A 15,636-nucleotide genomic window follows, 5' to 3' on the forward strand; every position below is an offset into this window, starting at 1 on the left:
TTACTGGCGAGTGAACTCCGGATAGGCTTCCAGACCGCACTCGACGACGTCCACGCCCTCGTATTCCTCTTCCTCGCTGACACGCAGGCCCATCACCGCCTTGATGATGCCCCAGACGATCAGGCTGGCGATGAACACCCAGAGGAAGATCGACACCAGACCCAGCAGCTGGGCACCGAAGGTGGCATCGGCGTTGGTCAGCGGCACGGCCAGCAGGCCCCACATGCCGGCAACACCGTGCACGGAGATGGCACCGACCGGGTCATCGAGCTTGAGCTTGTCCAGGCCAAGGATGCTGAACACCACCAGCACACCACCCACGCCGCCGATCAGGGTCGCCTGCAGAGCGCTCGGGGTCAGCGGTTCGGCAGTGATCGCCACCAGGCCGGCCAGCGCGCCGTTGAGCACCATGGTCAGGTCGGACTTGCCGAACAGCAGACGCGCGGTGATCAGCGCGGCGATCAGGCCGCCTGCAGCGCCCATGTTGGTGTTGACGAAGACCTGAGCGACGGCATTGGCGTCTTCGATGGTGCTCATCTTCAGCTGCGAGCCACCGTTGAAGCCGAACCAGCCCATCCACAGGATGAAGGCACCGAGGGTCGCCAGCGGCATGTTGGCACCGGGGATGGCGTTGATCTGACCGTTCGCACCGTACTTGCCCTTACGCGGACCGAGCAGCAGCACACCCGCCAGAGCAGCCGCCGCACCGGCCATGTGTACGATGCCCGAGCCGGCGAAGTCGAGGAAACCCGCCGCATCGAGGAAACCACCGCCCCACTTCCAGAAGCCCTGAACCGGGTAGATGAAGCCGGTCATCACCACGGCGAAGGCGATGAACGCCCACAGCTTCATGCGTTCGGCCACCGCACCGGAAACCACCGACATGCAGGTCGCGGCGAACACGATCTGGAAGAAGAAGTCGGCACGCGCGGAGTAGTAAGGCGCGTCCTCACCACCGGCGGCGACCACGTCGACGGCGTTCTCGTCTCCGATCAGGAAGCCCAGGCTCGGCAGGATGCCGCCGTCCGGGCTTGAATACATGATGTAGTAGCCGACCAGCAGATACATGATCGACGCCAGCGCGTAGAGCACGATGTTCTTGGTGAGGATCTCGGCGGTGTTCTTCGCCCGGACCAGACCGGCTTCGAGCATGGCGAAACCTGCCGCCATCCACATCACCAGCGCTCCGCAGATCACGAAGTAGAAGGTATCGAGTCCGTACTGGACGGGTATCAATGCAGTGCTATCCATGTTTCACCTCTTGCTGTCGCGCTTTGTGCGCTGTTCGGTCCACAGGCCATCGCATGCCGCGTCGATGGCCGGTGCCGCTTTTCGGATTGGCCCCGGGGTTGGCTCCGGGGTGCCCTGAATGGATTACAGGTTGTAGCCACGCTCGTTATGCAGGCTGAGGTCGAGGCCGATGGTCTCCTGCTCCTCGTTCACCCGCAGGCCCATCACCAGATCGATCGCCTTGAGGATCAGGTAGGTGACGATGCCGGTGTACACCACGGTGAACAGCACGCCCTTGAACTGAATCCACAGCTGCAGGCCGATGTTCTCCACTTCGCCGAAGCCACCCAGCATAGGTGCCGCGAAGATGCCGGTGAGCAACGCACCGACGATGCCGCCGATGCCGTGCACACCGAAGGCGTCCAGCGAATCGTCGTAGCCGAGCTTGCGTTTCAGGCTGGTGGCGCAGAAGAAGCAGACCACTCCGGATACCAGGCCGATGACCAGAGCGCCCATCGGGCCGACGGTACCGGCAGCCGGTGTGATGGCGACCAGACCGGCAACCACGCCGGAGGCGATGCCCAGCGCGCTGGGTTTGCCGTGGCCGATCCACTCGGCGAACATCCAGCCCAGCGCCGCAGCGGCAGTTGCGATCTGCGTGACCAGCATGGCCATGCCGGCCGTACCGTTGGCGGCGATGGCCGAGCCCGCATTGAAGCCGAACCAGCCGACCCAGAGCATTGCGGCACCGACCAGGGTCAGGCCCAGGTTGTGCGGCGCCATCGGCGTGGTCGGATAGCCCTTGCGCTTGCCCAGCACCAGGCAGGCCACCAGGCCGGCGATACCGGCGTTGATGTGCACCACGGTGCCGCCAGCGAAATCGAGCACGCCCCAATCCCACATCAGGCCGCCGTCGCCGCCCCAGACCATGTGCGCGATCGGCGCGTAGACCAGGGTGAACCAGACGCCCATGAACACCAGCATCGCGGAGAACTTCATGCGTTCGGCGAAGGCGCCGACGATGAGCGCCGGGGTGATGATGGCGAAGGTCATCTGGAAGGTGATGAAGACGCTTTCAGGGAAGGCGCCGACCAGGCTGTCGGGCGTCAGACCGCTGAGGAAGGCACGGTCCAGGCCACCGACGAAGGAATTGAAGTTGGTGACCCCAGCTTCCATACCGGTGGTGTCGAACGCGAGGCTGTAGCCGTAGACCATCCAGAGGATGCTCATCAGGCCGGTGACCGCAAAGCACTGCATCATCACCGAGAGAATGTTCTTCGAGCGGACCATGCCGCCGTAGAACAGCGCCAGCCCAGGGATGGTCATGAACAGCACCAGCGCAGTGGCCGTCAGCATCCATGCCGTGTCGCCTGAATCCAGCGTTGCCTCCTGCGCCAGGGCCAGGCCTGGACTTATCAGAGACAAAAGGGCTCCTAGCCCTGCGAATTTTCGCAGAGTCATGGTTTTACTCCTGGGGCGTGGGGGTTCGGAGGTGCTGCTTAAATCGCGTCGGTATCGGTTTCGCCGGTACGGATGCGGATGGCCTGTTCCAGGTTGACCACGAAGATCTTGCCGTCGCCGATCTTGCCGGTGTTGGCCGCCTTGGTGATGGCCTCGATGACGCGATCGAGCTGATCGTCAGCGATGGCCACGTCGATCTTTACCTTCGGCAGGAAGTCGACGACGTATTCGGCACCGCGATACAGCTCGGTGTGGCCCTTCTGACGACCGAAGCCTTTGACTTCGGTTACGGTGATGCCCTGTACGCCAATTTCCGACAGCGACTCGCGCACGTCGTCCAGCTTGAACGGCTTGATGATGGCAGTGACTAGTTTCATGAAAACTTCTCCCGTTTTAGGTGGACTTGCCCCAGAAGTACGAACCCGGCTCAAGTCTAAGCTCAGTGTCTGGCTCTTGTAACGCTCCGGCTGTAGCCGGTCCGCAGTCCGACACCACCAACCTCTCCGACAAAGCGTCGCGAATCACCGATGCACCGCAACCCGTTGGTGCATGCGTCGCTGGGGACAAAGCAGAATCAGTGCCAGCTTTACGCAATGCCCGTTTTTACGGGGTGCGCACGGATGGAATGGATGCCCGACGGACGGTAGCGGCCAGAACACGCACAATATTGGTGCGAGCATGCACCAGCAGCTGCTCATTTTTTGTGCACGCCACCTGAGAAAGACCGGAAAAAGCCCGTGCTACACTGCGCCCCGTTCAACGACAGGTGTTTTCAATGTTGCCGCCAAAAGCTTTCCTAGATGCCATCGGCTCCCAGGCCTCGCGCCTGTTCAACGGCGAGACGCCGCTGCCGCGTGGCGAGTTCGAAGCCCAGGTCAAGGGTGTGGTCCAGGGCGCACTGAACAAGCTCGACGTGGTCAGCCGCGACGAATTCGACAGCCAGATGGTGGTGCTAGCCCGCACCCGCGCGCGCCTGGAGGCGCTCGAAGCCAAGGTTGCCGAACTGGAAGAAAAGCTCACGCCGCCCGCGTCCTGACAGACCGGGCCGGCGACACGATCAAAGGAGTGATCGGATGTCCCTGGCCATAGTTCATAGCCGCGCGCAGATTGGCGTCGAAGCGCCGTCAGTGACCGTCGAAGCACATCTGGCCAACGGCCTGCCGGCACTGACCCTGGTCGGCCTGCCGGAAACCGCGGTCAAGGAAAGCAAGGATCGCGTGCGCAGCGCCATTCTCACCTCCGGCTTCGATTTTCCCGCTCGACGCATCACCCTCAACCTCGCCCCCGCCGACCTGCCAAAGGACGGCGGCCGCTTCGACCTGTCCATTGCCCTGGGCATCCTCGCCGCCAGCGGTCAGCTGCCGGCCGAGCGGCTCGACAACCTGGAATGCCTCGGCGAACTGGCACTGTCCGGCGCCTTGCGCCCGGTCCAGGGAGTCCTGCCGGCTGCCCTCGCCGCTCGAGCGGCAGGGCGCGCGCTGCTGGTGCCACGGGCCAACGCCGAGGAAGCCAGCCTGGCCTCGGGGCTCACCGTCTATGCCGCCGAGCACTTGCTCGAGGTCGCTGCGCACTTCAACGGCATCACGCCGCTCGAACCCTATGTGGCCCAGGGCCTGCTACGACAGATTCAGCCTTACCCCGACCTGGCCGACGTGCAAGGTCAGCAGGCGGCCAAGCGCGGGCTACTGATCGCCGCGGCTGGCGCGCACAACCTGCTGTTTTCCGGCCCGCCAGGCACCGGCAAGACGCTGCTGGCCAGCCGCCTGCCCGGTCTCTTGCCGCCGCTGGACGAACAGGAGGCGCTGGAAGTGGCCGCCATCCATTCGGTGGCCAGCCACAGCCCTCTCGAGCATTGGCCGCAACGGCCCTTTCGGCAGCCCCATCACAGTGCATCCGGCCCGGCGCTGGTCGGTGGCGGCAGTCGTCCGCAGCCGGGGGAGATCACCCTGGCGCATCAGGGCGTGCTGTTTCTCGACGAGCTGCCGGAATTCGACCGCAAGGTGCTCGAGGTCTTGCGTGAGCCACTGGAGTCGGGGCGTATCGTCATCGCTCGGGCCCGCGACAAGGTGCGTTTTCCGGCGCGTTTCCAGCTGGTGGCGGCGATGAATCCCTGCCCCTGTGGCTACCTCGGTGATCCCAACGGGCGCTGCCGCTGCACGCCGGACCAGATCCAGCGCTATCGCAACAAGCTCTCCGGCCCGCTGCTCGACCGCATCGACCTGCATTTGACCGTGGCGCGCGAGGCGACGGCCCTCAACGCGCCGCTGCAGACGGGCCAGAGCAGTGCCGTGCTCGCCGCCCAGGTAGCCCAGGCGCGGCAGCTGCAACTCGCCCGTCAGGGCTGCGCCAACGCCTTTCTCGACCTCGCCGGATTGCGCAGCCATTGCCAGCTCGGCACCGAGGATCAGGCCTGGCTGGAGCGCGCCTGCGAACGCCTGGCGCTGTCGCTGCGCGCCGCGCACCGCCTGCTCAAGGTGGCGCGCACCCTCGCCGATCTGGAACAGGCCGAGCGAATCAGCCGCCAGCACCTCGCCGAAGCCCTGCAGTACCGGCCCGGCAGTCAAGGCTGAGCCTGCTCTAGCACGGGCTTCGGGTCGCATCGATCAGCGGCGGACAACGGGCATCCTTTGCGGTCTGTGTTAAGTTGGATGGCTTTCGCCACAGGCGGCCACTCCCCAGAAACAACCCGAAGGAGCGCAGCATGGAGGCAAAACAGCCCTCGTCGTCCCACCTCAACGCCCCGGTCTTCTACGGCTCGGCGGTCATAATCCTGGCGCTGGTGATCTACAGCGTCGCTTTCCAGAGCCATGCGCAAACGCTGTTTGGCGATACCCAGGCCTGGATCATCGCCAACGTCAGCTGGCTCTACATCCTCGCCGTAGCACTCATCCTGCTCATGGTGGTGCTGCTGGCGTTCAGTCGTTACGGCGACATCAAGCTCGGGCCGGATCACAGCGAACCGGATTACAGCGCCCTGACCTGGTTCGCCATGCTGTTCTCCGCCGGCATGGGCATCGGCCTGATGTTCTTCGGCGTCGCCGAGCCGGTGATGCACTTCCTCTCACCGCCGGTGGGCGAAGGCGGCACCAGCGCGGCCGCCTATGAGGCGATGAAGATCACCTTCTTCCACTGGGGCCTGCATGCCTGGGCGATCTACGCCATCGTGGCGATGATCCTGGCCTACTTCGCCTACCGCCACGGCCTGCCGCTCACCCTGCGTTCGGCGCTCTACCCGCTGATCGGCGAGCGCATCTATGGGCCGATCGGGCATGCCGTGGACATCTTCGCCATCATCGGCACGGTGCTCGGGGTCGCCACCTCACTGGGCCTCGGCGTCACCCAGATCAACACCGGGCTGAATCACCTGTACGGCCTGCCGGTATCCGTGCCGGTGCAGATCGGCCTGATCATCGCCACCACGCTGCTGGCGACGATTTCGGTAGTCACCGGCCTGGACAAGGGCGTGCGCCGGCTGTCGGAGCTGAACCTGACGCTAGCGGCGCTGCTGTTGCTGATGGTGCTGATCGCGGGGCCGACGGTGTTCATCCTGCAGACTTTCGTGCAGAACACCGGCAGCTACCTGTCGGACATCGTCAACAAGACCTTCAACCTCTATGCCTACGAGCCGAACGACTGGATCGGCGGCTGGACGCTGTTCTACTGGGGCTGGTGGCTGGCCTGGTCGCCCTTCGTCGGCCTGTTCATCGCGCGCATCTCGCGCGGCCGGACGATTCGCGAGTTCGTCACCGGCGTGCTGCTGGTGCCGACCGCATTCACCCTGTTGTGGATGACCGTGTTCGGCGACACCGCGATCCACATGATCCTCTGGGAACACGTCTCCAGCCTTGGTGAAGCCATCGAGCAGGACAGTTCGCTGGCCCTGTTCGCCTTCCTCGAGCACTTCCCCTTCTCGGGCTTCATCTCGCTGATCGCCATCATCATGGTGGTGGTGTTCTTCGTCACCTCGGCGGACTCCGGCGCGTTGGTGGTGGACATGCTCGCCTCCGGCGGCCAGCAAGGCACTCCGGTCTGGCAACGCATCTTCTGGGCCGCATCCATGGGTGGGGTGGCCATCGCGCTGCTGCTCGCCGATGGCCTGACCGCGCTGCAGACGGCGACCATCGCCAGCGCCCTGCCCTTCACCATCGCGCTGCTGTGTTCGATGTGGGGTCTGCTCAAGGCGCTGCGCCTGGATGCCACGAAGCAGGGGCTGCGCTACCAGGCCCTGAGCACCTCGCCCAGCGCACCGCGCAGTGCCGGTGGCTGGCAACGTCGCCTGCGTACGCTGATGCTGTTCCCGCGACGCGCCCATGTGGTGCGCTTCATCACCGAAGTGGTGCGTCCGGCCTACGAGGACATCGCCGAGGAAATGCGCAAGCAGGGCTATGCGGTGGACATCAGCGAAGGTGATGATCGTCGCTTGCGCTTCGAGATCACCCACGAAGGCGAGCCAGACTTCATCTACGAAGTGCGCCCGCGGGCCTACGCCATGCCGAGCTTCGTCGCCACCAGCGAGGACGACGAGCGCGAGGAGCGCAAGTACTTCCGCGCCGAGGTGCATCTCAAGGAAGGCGGCCAGGATTATGACGTGATGGGCTGGAGCCGCGAGGATGTCATCAGTGACATCCTCGGCCAGTACGAGAAGCACATGCACTTCCTGCACATGGTTCGCTGAAGCCGAGCTGCGTCCTGGCGCCGGCCAGGACGCGGTCGATCAGTGTGCCAGGCCGGCTGCCAGTCGCTCGGCGCTCATGAAATGCAGCAGCTCGGCCAGCGGCAACGGCTGGCTGACCAGATAGCCCTGCACCTGCTGCGCGCCGAACTGGCGCAGCAGCTCGAGCTGCTCGGTGGTCTCGACACCCTCGGCCACCACATCCAGATCGAGGTTGTGCGCCAGGCCGACCATCGCCTGCACCAGCTGCGACTTCTCGGGCCGCACGACCATGCCGGCGACAAAGCTCTTGTCGATCTTCAGCAGGGTGATCGGCAGGCTGGACAGGTGCACGAACGACGAGAAGCCGGTGCCGAAATCGTCCAGCGAAAAGCGCACGCCGAGCTCGCCCAGCGCATGCATGGCGCTCTGCACCTGCTCGCTGCGGCGCATCACTGCGGTTTCGGTGAGTTCGAATTCCAGCCAGTGCGGGTCGATGCCGCGCTCGTCGATCAGCCGGTTGAGCGTCGGCAGCAACTGACTGTCCTGAAACTGGCGGAACGACAGGTTGATCGCCATGTGCAGTGAATCCGCGCCGCCCTCATGCAGGCTTTGCAGATCGCGCAGCGCGCGGGCGATCACCCAGTAGCCGAGCGGCACGATCAGGCCGCTCTCCTCAGCCATGGGAATGAAGGCATCCGGCCCCAGCAGCCCTCTTTCCGGGTGCAGCCAGCGCACCAGTGCCTCCAGTCCGACGATGCGCCCGCTTTCCAGGCACAGCCTCGGCTGGTAGTGCAGCTCCAGCTCACCGCGACGCAACGCACGGCGCAGCTCGCCTTCCTGATCGGCGAGGCTGCGCGCGCTGCGGCTGACCTGTTCATCGTAGAAACACCAGGTGCAACCCTGGGCCGCCTTGGCCTGGCGCATGGCGATCTGCGCGTGCCAGAGCAGCGGATCGGCGTCGATCCCCTCGCTGGCACGCGCCAGTCCGACGCTGCAGCCCAGCATCAGGCTCTCGCCCTCCACCCAGTAAGGCTCCGCCAGTGCTTCGACGATGCGATCGGCGACCGCCACAGCGCGCTCCGGATCGTTGCGGGTATCGAGCAGCAGGGCGAACTCGTCGCCGCCCAGCCGCGCCAGCATGTCGCCGACCTCCAGCTGCGCCTTGAGCCGCGCCACCACCTGCAGGATCAGGTGATCCCCGGCCTGGTGGCCGAGGGCATCGTTGACGTGGCGGAAGTTGTCGAGATCGAGATAGCCAAGCACCAGGTCCTGTTCCTGATGCTCGGCCAGGGCATCGAACAGCAGCGCCTGGAAGCCCTGGCGGTTGACGATGCCGGTATGCGGGTCCTGCTCGGCCAGCCTTTGCAAGGTTCCCTGCAGGTTGCAGCGCTCGCGCACGTAGCGCAGGCAGCGGCGCAACACCTCGGCACTGAGCTGGTCGCCCACCAGCCAGTCGACCGCGCCTTCCGGCATCTGCGTCGGTTCGTCGTCGAGCAGCAGGATCAGCGGCCAGGGGAAGCGTTCGGCGAGCGCCTGGCATTCCGGTGTCGCCAGCAGCAGGCAGGGCGTTTCCAGATACGCACTGGCCGTGTCCCAATCCGCCGCAATGATCAGCCGTTCCTTGCTGTGCGAGCCCTGCAGGCAGGCGCGCAGCCGCTCGGCCCATTCGGGTCGATCAGCCAACAGCAACAGCGGCATGGATTGAGCGGGCGCTGGCAAGCGGCCTCCGGACTCGGTGATTTGCAAGACGGGCGCTACACGCCCGATTTCCCGCACAGCCCTATGCAAACGCCCTGCCTCCTGCAGCGCGCACAAGACTAATCCATTATTTCGATCAGCCAAGCCCCAACTGCGACGATCGGTGATTTATTGAACCTGCAACGGGCCAGCATCGGCGCGGCAGCCTGTTAAACTCCCGCCCCCGCTTCGAATGACCTGAACACCATGTCCCGACTCAACCCTCGGCAGCAGGAAGCCGTGAACTACGTCGGCGGCCCACTTCTGGTGCTCGCCGGTGCCGGCTCCGGCAAGACCAGCGTGATCACCCGCAAGATCGCCTATCTGGTGCAGCATTGCGGCATCCAGGCCCGCCACATCGTCGCCATGACCTTCACCAACAAGGCCGCGCGCGAGATGAAGGAGCGTGTCGGCAGCCTGCTCAAGGGCGCCGAGGCACGCGGCCTGACCGTGTCCACCTTCCACAACCTGGGCATGAACATCATCCGCAAGGAATACGCACGGATGGGCTACAAGCCCGGCTTCTCGATCTTCGATGACGGCGACATCAAGGCGCTGCTCACCGACATCATGCAGAAGGAATATTCCGGGGACGATGGTGCCGACGAAATCAAGAACTACATCGACAGCTGGAAGAACGACCTGATCCTGCCCGACGAAGCCCTGGCCAACGCACGCAACCCCAAGGAGCAGACCGCCGCCATCGTCTATCTGCACTACCAGCGCACGCTCAAGGCGTACAACGCGGTGGACTTCAACGACCTGATCCTGCTGCCGGTGAAACTCTTCCAGGAGCACGCCGACATCCTGGAGAAATGGCAGAACCGCATCCGCTACCTGCTGGTGGACGAATACCAGGACACCAACGCCAGCCAGTACCTGCTGGTCAAATTGCTGGTCGGCATGCGCAACCAGTTCACCGTGGTCGGTGACGACGACCAGTCGATCTACGCCTGGCGCGGCGCGCGTCCGGAAAACCTGATGCTGCTGAAGGAGGACTACCCCTCACTGAAGGTGGTGATGCTGGAGCAGAACTACCGCTCCACCAGCCGAATCCTCAAGTGCGCCAACATCCTCATCGCCAACAACCCGCACGTGTTCGAGAAGCAGCTGTGGTCGGAGATGGGCCACGGCGACGAGATCCGCGTGATCCGCACGCGCAACGAGGACGCCGAGTGCGAGCGCGTGGCGCTTGAAATCCTCACCGAACACCTGCGTACTCAGCGCCCCTACAGCGACTTCGCCATCCTCTACCGCGGCAACTACCAGGCCAAGCTGATGGAGCTGAAGCTGCAGCACCACCAGATTCCCTATCGCCTGTCCGGCGGCACCAGCTTCTTCGCCCGCCAGGAGGTGAAGGACCTGATGAGCTACTTCCGCCTGCTGGTCAACCCGGACGACGACAACGCCTTCCTGCGGGTGATCAACGTGCCGCGCCGCGAGATCGGCTCTACCACCCTGGAGAAGCTCGGCAACTACGCCAGCGAGCGCGGCATCAGCATGTACGCCGCCGCTGACGAGATCGGCCTCGGCGCCCATCTGGACAGCCGCTACGCCGAGCGCCTGTCGCGCTTCAAGCACTGGATGGACAACGTGCGCCAGCAGTGCGCGCAGAACGACCCGATCGCCGCCATCCGCAGCATGGTGATGGACATCGACTACGAGAACTGGCTCAGGCAGAACGCCTCCAGCGACAAGGTGGCCGACGCGCGCATGGGCAACGTCTGGTTTCTCGTCGACGCGCTGAAGAGCACGCTGGACAAGGACGAAGACGGCGACATGACCATCGAGGACGCCATCGGCAAGCTGGTGCTGCGCGACATGCTCGAGCGTCAGCAGGAAGAGGAAGAAGGTGCCGAAGGCGTGCAGATGATGACCATGCACGCCTCCAAGGGCCTGGAATTTCCCTCGGTGTACATCATCGGCTTCGAGGAAGAAATCCTGCCGCACCGTTCCAGCATCGAGGCCGACACCATCGAGGAAGAGCGGCGCCTGGCCTATGTCGGCATCACCCGTGCCAAGCGCAACCTGGCGCTGACCTTTGCCGCCAAGCGCAAGCAGTACGGCGAGGTGATCGACTGCACGCCGAGCCGCTTCCTCGACGAGCTACCGCCGGAGGACCTGGTCTGGGAAGGCCAGGAAGACGCGCCGGTGGAGGTCAAGGCCGCGCGCGGCAACGACGCCCTGGCGGCGATGCGGGCGATGCTCAAGCGCTGATCGCAGCGCCTGGGTTCGAGGAGCGTTCAACGCCGGTTTGTATCCCGTCACCTAACCGCGGCATGCTTGGCCGATCGCGGTTTCTGGAGGGATTCGATGTACCACGGTGAACGCTTCAATGCCTGGACGCACCTGGTCGGTGCACTGCTGGCCTGTCTGGGCGCCATCTGGCTGCTGGCGCTGGCGGCGCTCGATGGCGAGCTGGCGAAGATCGTCAGTGCCGCGATTTACGGCCTCAGCCTGATCCTGCTCTACAGCATCTCGACGCTGTACCACAGCCTGCGCGGGCGGGCGAAGGTGGTCATGCGCAAGCTCGATCACCTGTCGATCTATCTGCTGATCGCCGGCAGCTACACGCCATTCTGTCTGGTCGCTCTGGCCGGCCCCTGGGGCTGGACGCTGTTCGGCATCGTCTGGGGCCTGGCGGTGATCGGCATGCTGCAGGAGATCAAGCCGCGCTCCGAGGCGCGGGTGCTGTCACTGGTGATCTACGCGGTGATGGGCTGGATCGTGCTGGTGGCGGTCAAGCCGCTGCTGGCGGCGCTCGGCGGTGCCGGCTTCGCCTGGCTGCTGGCCGGCGGCATCTGCTACACGGTGGGCATCGTGTTCTTCGTCTTCGACGACCGTTTCCGCCACTGGCATGGCATCTGGCACATCTTCGTGATGGTTGGCAGCCTGCTGCACTTCATCGCCATTCTGTTCTACGTGATCTGACTCAGCGCGGCTCCAGCGCCGCCGCGCTGCCGAGCACCGCTTCCAGCTCGCTCGCCGCGGCGCGCAGCCGTGGCACGAACTCCAGCAGCTGCGCCATCGAGCACCGAATCACCGGTGCATGGCTGAACAGGCAGGCCAGCAGCTCGCCGTCGGCATCACGCACCGGCACCGCACAGGCGACCATGCCGTCGAGGAACTCCTCGGAATCGGTGCCCAGCTGCTCTTCCCGCACCCGCGCCAGGTCGTCACGCAGCGCGCTGAGGTCGGTCAGGGTGTTGCGCGCCATCCGTTGCAGCGGCAGGCGCGGCAGCACTCGTTCCAGTTGCTCCGGCGGCAGCGAGGCGAGGTAGAGCTTGCCGCTGGCGGTGCACCAGAGCGGCGTGTGGCTGCCGATGGGCAGGTTGATCTGCAGCGGCCAGTTGGTCTGCACCCGGTCGAAATAGAGCATGTCCAGCCCATCGGGGATGGCCAGCCCACAGGTCTCGCCTATGGCTTCGGAGAGCTGGCGCAGGATCGCCTGGCGCAGCGCCTTGTGCCGGCTGCTGCGCAGAATGTTCAGCGCCGCGACATGCAGGCGCTCGCCCGGCAACAGCCCACCGCGCAGGCCGAACTGCAGGAAGCCTTCCTTTTCCAGCGTCTGCACCAGCCGGTGCGCGCTGGCCTTGGGAATGTCTAGCCGTTCGGCCAGGGCCGTCGGACTGAGCGGCTCCTTCGCCGCAGCGACCGCCTCGATGATTTCCAGCACGCGGGTGATGGAGGAGCCTTTCTCGCGGGGAATGCTGCGCATCGTCTGCCTTGTCGTTCAATGAGCTGAGCGCCCCGCAGGGCGCGCACGAGTGTAGCGACCGGCACCGTCTGTGCAACGGTGCCGCGCGGGTTACTTCATGGTCGGCATGGCGAACTCGGCACCGGCGCGGATACCGGTGGGCCAGCGGCGGGTCACGGTCTTCATGCGAGTGAAAAAGCGCACCCCATCCGGGCCGTGCATGTTCAGCGGACCGAATACCGAGCGCTTCCAGCCGCCGAAGCAGTGGAAGGCCATGGGCACGGGGATTGGCACGTTGACGCCGACCATGCCGACCTTGACGTTTTCCTCGAACTGCCGCGCGGTGTCGCCGTCGCGGGTGAAGATCGAGGTGCCATTGCCGTATTCATGGTCGTTGATCAGTTGCAGCGCCTCGTCGAAGCTCTTCACCCGCACCACAGCCAGCACCGGGCCGAAGATTTCCTCACGGTAGATGCGCATGCTCGGCGTGACACGGTCGAACAGCGTCGGGCCGACATAGAAGCCGTTCTCATGGCCCTCGACCTTGATGCCGCGACCGTCGCAGACCAGCGTCGCGCCCTCTTCCACGCCCAGATCGATATAGCCGCTGACCTTCTGCTGGTGCTCGCGGGTCACCAGCGGGCCCATGTGCGGCTCGGGCTCGATGCCCAGGCCCGGGCCGGTGCGCATCTGGCCGATCTCGTCTTTGAGCATGCCGACCAGCTTGTCCGCCACCTCGTCACCGACGCACACCGCCACGGAGATCGCCATGCAGCGCTCGCCGGCCGAGCCGAAGGCCGCGCCGATCAGCGAGCTGACCACCTGCTGCGGATCGGCGTCGGGCATCACCACCATGTGGTTTTTCGCTCCGCCCAGGGCCTGGCAGCGCTTGCCGTGGGCCGAGGCGGTGGCATAGATGTATTCGGCGATCGGCGTCGAGCCGACGAAGCTGACCGACTGCACGCGCTCGTCGGTGAGCAGCACGTCCACGGCTTCCTTGTCGCCGTTGACGATGTTCAGCACGCCGGCCGGCAGCCCGGCTTCGGCCAGCAGCTCGCCGAGCAACATGGTCGCGCTCGGGTCCTTTTCCGAGGGCTTGAGCACGAACGTGTTACCGCAGGCGATGGCCACCGGCAGCATCCACAGCGGCACCATCGCCGGGAAGTTGAACGGGGTGATGCCGACGCAGACGCCGAGCGGCTGCATCAGCGAGTTGGAATCGATGTCGCGACCGACATTGGAGGAGAACTCGCCCTTGAGCAGGTGCGGGATGCCGCAGGCGAACTCCACCACTTCCAGCCCGCGGGTGACTTCGCCCTGGGCGTCGGAAAAGACCTTGCCGTGCTCGCTGGTGATCAAGCGGGCGACGTCGTCACGACGTTTTTCGAGCAGCTCCTTGAACCGAAACATGACCCGCGCGCGCACCAACGGCGGGGTCTTCGACCAGCCTTCGAAGGCGGCTTGGGCGGCGGCGATGGCCTCGCGGGTTTCGTCTGCCGAGGACAGCGAAACGTACAGGCGCGGCTCGCCGGTGGCCGGATTGTAGACGGTGGCGTGGCGCTCGGAGCGGCCGGCAACGGCCTCGTTGTTGATCAGATTGCCGAGGGTCTGCATGGCTTCACTCCTGGTTCCAGACGGTTTCGTAGAGGTCGATGATTTCCGCTTCCGTGGGTACGCGCGGGTTGTTGCCCGGCGAGCCGGAGGCCAGCGCCTGGCGCGCCATGGTCTCGCGCAATTCGAAGAAGCGTTCGCGGGTGATGCCGAACTGTTCCGGGCTCGGCACTTTCAGTTCCTGATTGATTGCGCGCAGCTCGGCGAGCAGCTTGTCGTTCGCCACCTCGACGCTGTCGGTCTGCGCGGCGACGCCCATCGCCCGCGCGCAATCAGCGTAGCGCTCCGGCGCGGCGGGAATCGAGAAGGCGGTGATCGCCGGCAGCAGCATGGCGTTGGACAGCCCGTGCGGCACATGGAAGAAGGCACCGATCGGCCGGCTCATGCCGTGCACCAGCGCCACCGAGGCGTTGGAGAAGGCGATCCCGGCCAGCGTCGCGCCAAGCATCATGGCCTCGCGAGCGGCGCGGTCGCCCGGCTCGTGGAAGGCTGAGCGCAGATTCGGCGCCAGCAGACGCATGGCTTCAAGCGCCTGGGCATCGCTGTAGAGGCTGGCCTTGCGGCTGACATAGGCCTCGATGGCGTGGGTCAGTGCATCGATACCGGTGTCGGCGGTGACCCGCGGCGGCAAGGAGAGGGTGAGCTCGTAGTCGATCAGCGCGGCGATCGGCATGAAGCCGAGGCCCGCGCAGAGCATTTTCTCGTCGCTGGTCTCGTCGGTGATGATGGTGAAGCGCGTCGCCTCCGAGCCGGTGCCAGCAGTGGTGGGGATGGCGATCAGCGGCAGGCCGGCTTCGCTGACATCGCGTGGGAAGCGGTAGTCGCGCATCTCGCCGCCGAACTTGCCGAGTATGCCGATGGCCTTGGCCGAATCGATCGGGCTGCCGCCGCCGAGGGCGACGATGGAGTCGAAGTCGCCCTGACGGACCATTTCCACGCCCGCTCGAATCGAGGCAGCGGTCGGTTCGGGCAGGGTATCGGCGAAGCACTGGCTGGCGATGCCGGCCTCTTCCAGCTGACCGGCGATACGGGCGACATAGCCGAGCTCGACCATCATGCGGTCGGTGACGATCAGCGGGCGATTGCAGCCCAGCTCCTTCAGCACGCGGGCAAGTTGCTGGCTGGCGCCGGCGCCGACTTCCATCAGGCGCGGCAGGACGATGCGATGACTCATGGGCACTCTCCGAAAATGGACTGCCTGGCGAGCTGGCAGCTTCTTATTTTGAGACTCAATGTCTCACTATGA

The 15,636-nt window shown here is 65.0% G+C and carries 12 protein-coding genes; 5 read left to right on the forward strand and 7 right to left on the reverse strand.

The features are described from left to right. The 3 genes from CW305_RS12720 to glnK form a co-directional block, all read right to left on the reverse strand. On the reverse strand, positions 1-1,251 hold the full coding sequence (locus CW305_RS12720) for an ammonium transporter (protein WP_014821768.1): 1,251 nt from the start codon (positions 1,249-1,251) through the stop codon (positions 1-3). A 123-nt stretch (positions 1,252-1,374) separates the two neighbouring features. Next, positions 1,375-2,691: an ammonium transporter gene (locus CW305_RS12725; RefSeq protein ID WP_041754605.1), complete on the reverse strand. Its 1,317-nt coding sequence runs from the start codon at positions 2,689-2,691 to the stop codon at positions 1,375-1,377. Positions 2,692-2,729: 38 nt separating this feature from the next. Further along, positions 2,730-3,068, reverse strand: coding sequence for a P-II family nitrogen regulator (gene glnK / locus CW305_RS12730; protein ID WP_003096476.1), 339 nt, complete (start codon positions 3,066-3,068; stop codon positions 2,730-2,732). A gap of 398 nt (positions 3,069-3,466) precedes the next feature. Here glnK and CW305_RS12735 point away from each other — a divergent pair, with 398 nt between their 5' ends. The 3 genes from CW305_RS12735 to CW305_RS12745 all read left to right on the forward strand — a co-directional run bounded on the left by CW305_RS12735 (position 3,467) and on the right by CW305_RS12745 (position 7,366). Beyond that, positions 3,467-3,727 (forward strand): accessory factor UbiK family protein, encoded by a 261-nt coding sequence (locus CW305_RS12735; RefSeq protein WP_104098056.1) that lies wholly within the window; start codon positions 3,467-3,469, stop codon positions 3,725-3,727. 37 nt (positions 3,728-3,764) lie between these two features. Next, on the forward strand, positions 3,765-5,261 hold the full coding sequence (locus tag CW305_RS12740) for a YifB family Mg chelatase-like AAA ATPase (RefSeq protein WP_023444606.1): 1,497 nt from the start codon (positions 3,765-3,767) through the stop codon (positions 5,259-5,261). Between the two features lie 131 nt (positions 5,262-5,392). Beyond that, positions 5,393-7,366, forward strand: a complete 1,974-nt coding sequence (locus tag CW305_RS12745) for a BCCT family transporter (RefSeq protein ID WP_014821771.1) — start codon at positions 5,393-5,395, stop codon at positions 7,364-7,366. A gap of 39 nt (positions 7,367-7,405) precedes the next feature. Here CW305_RS12745 and CW305_RS12750 read toward each other — a convergent pair whose 3' ends face one another. Beyond that, positions 7,406-9,043, reverse strand: coding sequence for a putative bifunctional diguanylate cyclase/phosphodiesterase (locus CW305_RS12750; RefSeq protein WP_104098057.1), 1,638 nt, complete (start codon positions 9,041-9,043; stop codon positions 7,406-7,408). Positions 9,044-9,289: 246 nt separating this feature from the next. On the opposite strand from CW305_RS12750, the gene rep reads away from it, so the two are divergent. Next, positions 9,290-11,299: a DNA helicase Rep gene (gene rep, locus CW305_RS12755; protein ID WP_014821773.1), complete on the forward strand. Its 2,010-nt coding sequence runs from the start codon at positions 9,290-9,292 to the stop codon at positions 11,297-11,299. A 96-nt stretch (positions 11,300-11,395) separates the two neighbouring features. Beyond that, entirely contained in the window at positions 11,396-12,013 is a 618-nt protein-coding gene (gene trhA, locus CW305_RS12760) for a PAQR family membrane homeostasis protein TrhA (protein ID WP_104098058.1), read from the forward strand. A gap of 1 nt (position 12,014) precedes the next feature. On the opposite strand, the gene CW305_RS12765 is transcribed toward trhA, so the two are convergent. From CW305_RS12765 to CW305_RS12775, 3 genes are all read right to left on the reverse strand, one after another. Beyond that, positions 12,015-12,800 carry an IclR family transcriptional regulator gene (locus CW305_RS12765; RefSeq protein ID WP_104098059.1) on the reverse strand — a complete coding sequence of 262 codons (786 nt, stop codon included), beginning with the start codon at positions 12,798-12,800 and terminating at the stop codon, positions 12,015-12,017. A gap of 90 nt (positions 12,801-12,890) precedes the next feature. After that, positions 12,891-14,393 carry a CoA-acylating methylmalonate-semialdehyde dehydrogenase gene (locus tag CW305_RS12770; protein ID WP_104098060.1) on the reverse strand — a complete coding sequence of 501 codons (1,503 nt, stop codon included), beginning with the start codon at positions 14,391-14,393 and terminating at the stop codon, positions 12,891-12,893. Between the two features lie 4 nt (positions 14,394-14,397). Then, positions 14,398-15,564, reverse strand: a complete 1,167-nt coding sequence (locus tag CW305_RS12775) for an iron-containing alcohol dehydrogenase (RefSeq protein ID WP_104098061.1) — start codon at positions 15,562-15,564, stop codon at positions 14,398-14,400. Between the last annotated feature and the right edge of the window lie 72 nt (positions 15,565-15,636).

The organism is Stutzerimonas kunmingensis, assembly GCF_002929225.1.
Taxonomy (GTDB): domain Bacteria; phylum Pseudomonadota; class Gammaproteobacteria; order Pseudomonadales; family Pseudomonadaceae; genus Stutzerimonas.